Source organism: Salipiger sp. HF18 (assembly GCF_011806505.1).
Classification (GTDB): domain Bacteria; phylum Pseudomonadota; class Alphaproteobacteria; order Rhodobacterales; family Rhodobacteraceae; genus Salipiger; species Salipiger thiooxidans.
Genome location: NZ_JAATOS010000249.1, coordinates 1 through 5,984, shown reverse-complemented (window position 1 = coordinate 5,984; position 5,984 = coordinate 1). Strand labels below are relative to the sequence as shown.

The 5,984-nt window shown below is 68.7% G+C and carries 5 protein-coding genes and 1 pseudogene; 3 read left to right on the top strand and 3 right to left on the bottom strand.

Features of this window, described 5'->3' with window-relative positions; all coding sequences use genetic code 11:
- A partial coding sequence (locus HC022_RS17410) for an aminotransferase class III-fold pyridoxal phosphate-dependent enzyme (protein WP_167453273.1) occupies nt 1–455 on the top strand: 455 nt, incomplete at its 5' end.
- A 112-nt stretch (nt 456–567) separates the two neighbouring features.
- Here HC022_RS17410 and nagA read toward each other — a convergent pair.
- Both nagA and HC022_RS17400 read right to left on the bottom strand, forming a co-directional pair.
- Nucleotides 568–1,689, bottom strand: coding sequence for an N-acetylglucosamine-6-phosphate deacetylase (nagA, locus tag HC022_RS17405; protein ID WP_167453272.1), 1,122 nt, complete (start codon nt 1,687–1,689; stop codon nt 568–570).
- Nucleotides 1,690–1,809: 120 nt separating this feature from the next.
- Nucleotides 1,810–2,121, bottom strand: a complete 312-nt coding sequence (locus tag HC022_RS17400; RefSeq protein WP_167453271.1) for an ETC complex I subunit — start codon at nt 2,119–2,121, stop codon at nt 1,810–1,812.
- A gap of 429 nt (nt 2,122–2,550) precedes the next feature.
- Here HC022_RS17400 and uvrB point away from each other — a divergent pair.
- Nucleotides 2,551–4,746: pseudogene (gene uvrB / locus HC022_RS17395) on the top strand (excinuclease ABC subunit UvrB); the annotation flags it as partial.
- A 60-nt stretch (nt 4,747–4,806) separates the two neighbouring features.
- On the opposite strand, the gene HC022_RS29875 reads toward uvrB, so the two are convergent.
- Complete coding sequence (locus HC022_RS29875; RefSeq protein ID WP_368484689.1) at nt 4,807–4,881, bottom strand: I78 family peptidase inhibitor; 75 nt, start codon at nt 4,879–4,881, stop codon at nt 4,807–4,809.
- Nucleotides 4,882–5,746: 865 nt separating this feature from the next.
- Here HC022_RS29875 and HC022_RS17380 point away from each other — a divergent pair.
- A partial coding sequence (locus HC022_RS17380; RefSeq protein WP_167453270.1) for a serine hydrolase occupies nt 5,747–5,984 on the top strand: 238 nt, incomplete at its 3' end.

Sequence of the window (5,984 nt, the reverse complement as noted above, 5' to 3'; positions counted from 1 at the left end):
CCGACAACACCGCCAAGCTCGGCACCTTCGGCCACGGCTTCACCGGCTCGGGCCACCCCGTCGCCTGCGCCGTGGGTCTCGAGAACCTGAAGATCATCGAAGAGAAGGATCTGATGGGCAACGCCGAGCGTCTGGAGCCGATGTTCCAGGCGGGTCTGCGCAAGTTCGCCGATCACCCGCTGGTGGGCGAAGTGCGTGGCGTCGGCCTCATCGCCGGCGTCGAGCTTGCCAAGGACCGCGAAAAGCGGGAGGCCTTCGAGCCCGCGGGTTCCATGGCCGCGAAGGTCGTCGCGCTCTGCGCCGAGGAAGGCCTGATCGTGCGCAACGTCTACGAGACCGTGGCCTTCTGCCCGCCGCTGATCGTGACCGAGGACGACATCACCGAGATCCTTGCCCGCTTCGGGCGTGCGCTCGACCGGGCGCTGGAGTGGGCCAAGTCGGAAGGCATGCTCTGAGCGCCTGACGGTGCTCTGACCCTGAAGACAGGACCGGGGGCTCTGCCCCCGGACCCCCGGGATATTTGAAGCCATTGGAAGGGCCCGGGGCCTCCCCAGGGGGAGAGGCGGGTCAGATGCCCCCTGGCAGCTCCGGCCCGTGGGGGCGTTTCGCCAGCCGGATGAGCGTGCTCTCGGCGCCGGGCCGCAGCGCGCCGATGCCCTCGGGCAGCCCCGCCAGTCTTGCCGGAACCGAAGTCGCCATGGCGAGCGCACGGTCCAGCGCGATCCCCACATCCGCCACCAGCACGTTCACCGCCCGCGTGAGATCGAGATCCGCGCCCGCGAGCGTGCCGTCGGCCAGCACCAGCCGCCCGTCGCAGCGGCGGATCTCGCGCCCGTTCAGCCGGAAGCTCCGGTCCCCGGTTCCCGCGACCGCCATGGCGTCGGTGACGAGGAAGATGTCCTCGGGACGGGCGCCCAGCGCGATGCGCATCGCCGCCGGGTGGACGTGTTCGCCGTCGGCGATGAGCCCCGCTGCGAGGCCCGTTTCGGAGAGCGCCGCCCCCACGAGCCCGGGCTCGCGCTTGTCCATCTGGCTCATGGCGTTGAAAAGATGGGTGACGCAGCGCGCGCCGGCCTCGAGGTAGTCCATGCAGGTGTCGTAATCGGCGTCCGTGTGGCCGAGCGACACCAGCGCCCCTGCCCCGGCAAGCTCGGCCACCTGGTCGGGGCTCACGCTTTCGGGGGCGATGGTCACCATCAGTACCGGCAGGTCGGCGGCGGCGGCACAGAGCATGTCGAGGTCGCGCCGCTCCATCCGGCGCACCAGCCGGCCGTCATGGGCGCCCTTGCGCGCCAGCGACAGGTGCGGGCCCTCGAGATGCAGCCCGCCGATCCCCGGCACACCCGCGGCGAGCGCCGCGCGCACCGCCTCGATGGCGTCGCGGCTGTGCTGGTAGGTGTCGGTGATCAGCGTCGGCAGGATGGTGGTGGCCCCAAGGCCCCGGTGGGCGGCGGCGATGCGGCGAAGGTCCTCGGGGTTCGGGCCGTCGTTGACCATCACCCCGCCGTCGACATAGCCCGGCGCCAGCAGGTCGCCGCCGAGGTCGGTGACGGTGCCCTCGGTCGCCAGTTCCGCGCGGGGCGCCAGCGCCAGCACCTTCGCCCCCTGCATCCGCAGGGCATGGTCCGTGAGGGTGCGCTGGCCGTCGAAGATGTCTCCCCCGACGAAGGTCCGGATCTGTTCTGTCATGGCGGCCACCTTTCCGACACCGGCCACGCCGCGGGGTGCGGCGACCGGATCGCTACGACTGGCCTGTGGCGCGGGACCGCGTCGCAGGCGCGGACCGCCCTGCGCCCTGTCGGTGAGGGCTCAGTGCGTCCAGGCGCCGCGGCGATCGACCGCGAAGTTCTCGGCGTAGCCGCGCGGGCGGACGTTCGTCTTGCGCTTGTGGGGTTCCTGCACGGTCGCCTCGATCCCGTTCTCGCGGGCGTAGTCGAGCGCGGCCTCCTTGCTGTCGAACTTCAGCCGTACCTGCGACTGGGTGTCCGAGGACGAGGTCCAGCCCATCAGCGGATCGACTTCGCGCGGGGAGCTGGCGGCGAACTCGAGGCACCAGAACTTGGTCTTGCCCTGGCCCGACGACATTGCGGTCCTGGCCGGCTGGTAGATCCGTGCGCGCATGGAATCCCTCCTGAAGATCACGAAGCGTTATCGGGGATTTGCGGAAACAGGGCAAGGGATCAGGCGGAAATCGGCGCGATTTTCCGCGGCACGGTTGCGCTGGTGCAAGCAGGGCCCGGTCGTCCCGACAGCACAGGGGAGCGAGGGGTGGTGTCGTGCCCTCCGGTCGGCCGGGCCAGCTGCTTGCCGCTAAAAGGTATGTCCAAAACTGATCTTTCATCAAAGGGAAAATAGGACCGCGACGGCGCGCCGCACCCGCCAGGGACGAGGGCCCGACGGGAATTTCACGCTTAAACAGAAGCTTACCCGACAGACGCGCCGCGCCCGCCGGGCTGCAGTTTTTTCGGGCAGCCCGCGTTCGGCAAGAGGCTCTTGAATCTCGGGCCCGAGGCAACAATTCTGACAGGCCTGCCCCGAGGAGCCTCCCACATGCCTTACGCCCATTCCGACAAGACGCAGCCGATGATGCACGCGCCCGCGCCTGACGTGAAGACGCGCGAGAAGCTCGAGGGCGGCAAGCGCTTCGTCATGCACACCGAGTTCACCGCGGCGGGCGATCAGCCCACCGCCATCGCCGAGCTGTCGTCCGGGGTGCGCGACGGCGAGCGCAACCAGGTGCTGCTGGGGGCGACCGGCACGGGCAAGACCTTCACCATGGCCAAGGTGATCGAGGAGACCCAGCGTCCGGCCATCATTCTCGCGCCCAACAAGACGCTGGCGGCCCAGCTCTACGGCGAGTTCAAGGGCTTCTTCCCGGACAACTCGGTCGAGTATTTCGTCAGCTACTACGACTATTACCAGCCCGAGGCCTACGTGGCGCGGTCGGACACCTATATCGAGAAGGAAAGCCAGATCAACGAGCAGATCGACCGGATGCGCCACTCGGCCACCCGCTCGCTGCTCGAACGCGACGACGTGATCATCGTGGCCTCGGTGTCCTGCATCTACGGTATCGGTTCGGTCGAGACCTACGGCGCCATGACCCAGGACCTGCACGTCGGCAGCGAATACGAGATGCGCAAGATCATGGCGGATCTCGTGGCGCAGCAGTACCGGCGCAACGACCAGGCCTTCCAGCGCGGCTCGTTCCGGGTGCGCGGCGACAGTCTCGAGATCTGGCCCGCCCACCTCGAGGACCGGGCGTGGAAGCTGTCGTTCTTCGGCGAGGAGCTGGAGGCGATCACCGAGTTTGACCCGCTCACCGGCGAGAAGACCGGCAGTTTCGAGCGCATCCGGGTCTACGCGAACTCGCACTACGTGACGCCGAAGCCCACGATGAATCAGGCGGTGGTGCAGATCAAGAAGGAGCTGCGGCAGCGGCTCGACCAGCTGGTGAACGAGGGCAAGCTGCTCGAGGCCCAGCGCCTGGAGCAGCGGACCAATTTCGACATCGAGATGCTCGAGGCCACCGGGGTGTGCAACGGCATCGAGAACTACTCGCGCTATCTCACCGGCCGCGCGCCGGGCGAGCCGCCCCCCACGCTGTTCGAGTTCATCCCCGACAACGCCATCGTCTTCGCTGACGAGAGCCACGTCACCGTCCCGCAGATCGGCGGCATGTACCGGGGCGACTACCGGCGCAAGTTCACGCTGGCCGAGCACGGTTTCCGCCTGCCGTCGTGCATGGACAACCGCCCGCTCAAGTTCGAGGAATGGGACGCGATGCGCCCGCAGTCGGTCTTCGTCTCGGCCACCCCCTCCGCGTGGGAACTGGAAGAGGCCGGCGGCGTCTTCACCGAGCAGGTGATCCGCCCCACCGGCCTGCTCGATCCGATGGTCGAGATCCGGCCCGTAGAGAAGCAGGTCGACGACCTGCTCGACGAGATCCGCAAGGTGACCAAGGACGGGTTCCGCACGCTCTGCACCGTGCTCACCAAGCGCATGGCCGAGGACCTGACCGAGTACCTGCACGAGCAGGGCATCAAGGTGCGCTACATGCACTCGGACATCGACACCATCGAGCGCATCGAGATCCTGCGCGACCTGCGGCTCGGCGCCTTCGACGTGCTGATCGGCATCAACCTGCTGCGCGAGGGCCTCGACATTCCCGAATGCGGGCTGGTGGCCATCCTCGACGCCGACAAGGAGGGCTTCCTGCGCTCCGAGACCTCGCTGATCCAGACCATCGGCCGGGCGGCGCGGAACGCCGAGGGCCGCGTCATCATGTACGCCGACCGCATCACCGGCTCGATGGAACGCGCCATGGCCGAGACCGACCGCCGCCGCGAGAAGCAGGTCGCGTACAACGAGGAACACGGCATCACGCCCGCCACCGTGAAGAAGAACGTCGATGACATTCTCGCGGGGCTCTACCAGGGCGACGTCGACATGAACCGCGTGACGGCAACCATCGACAGCAGCCGCGCGGGAGGCAATCTCGAGGCGGTGCTGGACGGGCTGCGCACCGACATGCGCAAGGCGGCCGAGAATCTCGAGTTCGAGGAGGCCGCGCGCCTGCGCGACGAGATCAAGCGGCTCGAGGCGGTGGACCTTGCCATCCACGACGACCCGCTGGCGCGGCAATCGGCGGTCGACGCCGCCTCCGAGGCCGCCGTCAAATCCCGCGGCCGCTCGACCGCCGGCCGCCCCGGCCAGCGCGGCGGCAACGGGAAGCGGCGGAAGCGGGAAGGTCTGCGACCCCCGCGGCACTTCCGATCCGGGGTGCCGAAGGGATCGCCAGAAACGTCAGCCGCAGGTGACCTCGGTGATCACCCCTTCGGCGTCGTGCTTGATGTTCACCCGCGTGGGGTTGAAGTCCATCGTCATGACCGAGTTCGGGGCCAGCACGCGGATGTTGGCGTCGGCGGGCAGCGACACAGCGGCGATGTTCGAGCCGATCAGCGGGGTGAACCGTTCGGGGCTGCAGGCGCCGGCCTCTTCGACCATCTCGGGCTCGCAGGCGGCGAGCAGGCCAAGCAGCAGGGCGGCGGCGGAAACTCGGTGGATGGCGGTCATGACATGTCCTCTTCTCTTGCACCGCGCCGGGCGCCGGCAACGGTTTCCTGCCGCGATGATACGGGGATTGGTGCGCGCCGCCACCCTTCCTGCGACGTCGAGGGACTCGACAGGCGCTCCGCTGGGGATAAACTATTGACCATGCGCAACGCCTTCGCGATTCCCCTGCTCGGCCTTCTGGTGCTCGCTGCCTGCGGCACCCCGCAGGAGCGTTGCATCAGCGATGCCTCCGGACCGTGGCGCTCGGCCGTGCAGGAGCGCGAGCGCATCGCCAAGGATCTTGCCCGCGGCTACACCTACAAGACCGAGTTCGAGACCCGTTCGCGCTACGTGCCCTGCCGCACCCGGGGCGGCTTCATGTCCTATTGCTGGGACAACGACACCCAGCCGGTGACCCGACGCGTGCCGGTCGACAAGGCCGCGCTGCAGGCCCGCGACGCCGAGCTCGCCAGGGACATCCCCTCGCTGCGCACCAACGCCCAACGCGACGTCGCGCAATGCCGCGCGCTCTATCCCGAAGAGGCCGAGGCGCCGACGTGACCCAACGCCGGGACGGGCTGCGCCCCAATTGCCGAGAGCCCCTGGCTCAGCCGAAAGCGCAGCTCGTTCGCAAAACCGGGATCAGGCAACCCGCCTAGCCCCCCCTGTCACGCCCCCCGGACCGTCCCGCATGTCCCCGACCCCGCTTCCCGCGCACCGGATCTCTGCCAGCGGCGAGACCGCTTTCGGCGACCCGTCGCTGCTCTTCCCCTACTGGAGCTTCACCAAGACCGTGATCGCGGCGCTTGCCCTGCAGCTCGCCGCCGAGGGCAAGGTCACGCTCGATGGGCGCCTCGGGGACGCGCCCCACAGCCTGCGCCAGCTTCTCGACCACACGGCGGGGCTGCCGGATTACGGCACGCTCCCGA

Coding starts and splice junctions, on each gene's coding strand:
- HC022_RS17400 (WP_167453271.1), bottom strand. CDS start 2,121: ATGCGCGCACGGATCTACCAGCCGGCCAGGACCGCAATGTCGTCGGGC.
- nagA (WP_167453272.1), bottom strand. CDS start 1,689: ATGACAGAACAGATCCGGACCTTCGTCGGGGGAGACATCTTCGACGGC.